The sequence below is a fragment of the Streptomyces sp. NRRL WC-3549 genome (genome assembly GCF_000721935.1).
In the GTDB taxonomy this organism is placed as follows: Bacteria; Actinomycetota; Actinomycetes; order Streptomycetales; family Streptomycetaceae; genus Streptomyces.
The window spans coordinates 1-945 of the sequence record NZ_JOCS01001839.1; the positions used below are offsets into that span (position 1 = coordinate 1).

The window sequence follows — 945 nt, forward strand, 5'->3', positions numbered from 1 at the left end:
CACTGCCTGCGGTGCCGGTGGTGAGGTGCCCTTCCAGGCTCTCGGTGGACGCGGCGGCATAGGCCGCGAAGTCGTGGTACATGAGCCCGGCGAACACACCTGTATCGCTGCCACGCAGAGAGGCGGGATCGATGTCCGCCGACTCCACGGCTTCCCAGGAGGACTCCAGGAGCAATCGCTGCTGAGGGTCCATCGCCACCGCCTCGCGCGGCGAGATACCGAAGAACTCCGCATCGAAATGTGTGGCGTCGTGCAGGAATCCGCCCTCGCTGGTGTACGACGTCCCGGGCTTGTCCGGGTCGGGGTCGAACAGCTCTTCCACGTTCCAGCCCCGGTCGGTGGGGATTCCCGTCACCGCGTCGCCTGCGGCGGAGAGCAGCCGCCACAGGTCCTTCGGCCCGGACACTCCGCCGGGATAGCGGCAGCTCATGCCGATGATCGCGATCGGGTCGTCCGCCGTGGTGCCGGCCGTCCCGGCTGTCGCGATCGGCTCGCTGTGCGTGCCGAGGGTCTCCGCCCGGATGAAACCGGCCAGCGCCGCAGGGGTCGGGTAGTCGAAGACCAGCGTGGCCGGCAGTCGCAGGCCCATGACGGCGGTCAGCCGGTTGCGCAGGTCCACGGCGGTCAGCGAGTCGAACCCGAGATCGGTGAAGGCATGCTGCGGCTTGATCGCTTCGCCGGAGCTGTGGCCCAAGGTCGAGGCCACCTCGTTGCGTACCAACTCGAGGACGTGCGCCTCCTGTTCGGTCGGCTCCAGCCTGAGGAGGGTGCGCGCGAAGGACTGGGAGCGGTCGTCCCCGGCTTCGGCATGCCGCCTGTTCGGCACCCGGACCAATCCCCGGAGCATCGGTGGAGTCGTCTCCGGACGCGCCCGCAGAGCGGCCGTATCCACCCGGATCGGCACCAGCGCGGCCTCTCCGGTCAGAGCTCCGGCCGCGTCGAACA

At 69.4% G+C, this 945-nt stretch carries 1 protein-coding gene; it reads right to left on the minus strand.

Going from position 1 to position 945, the window contains the following annotated elements; all coding sequences use genetic code 11:
* Positions 1-826, minus strand: an 826-nt coding sequence (locus IH13_RS36370) for an acyl carrier protein (protein WP_234433163.1), incomplete at its 3' end; no start/stop codon positions are given.
* Positions 827-945 lie beyond the last annotated feature (119 nt).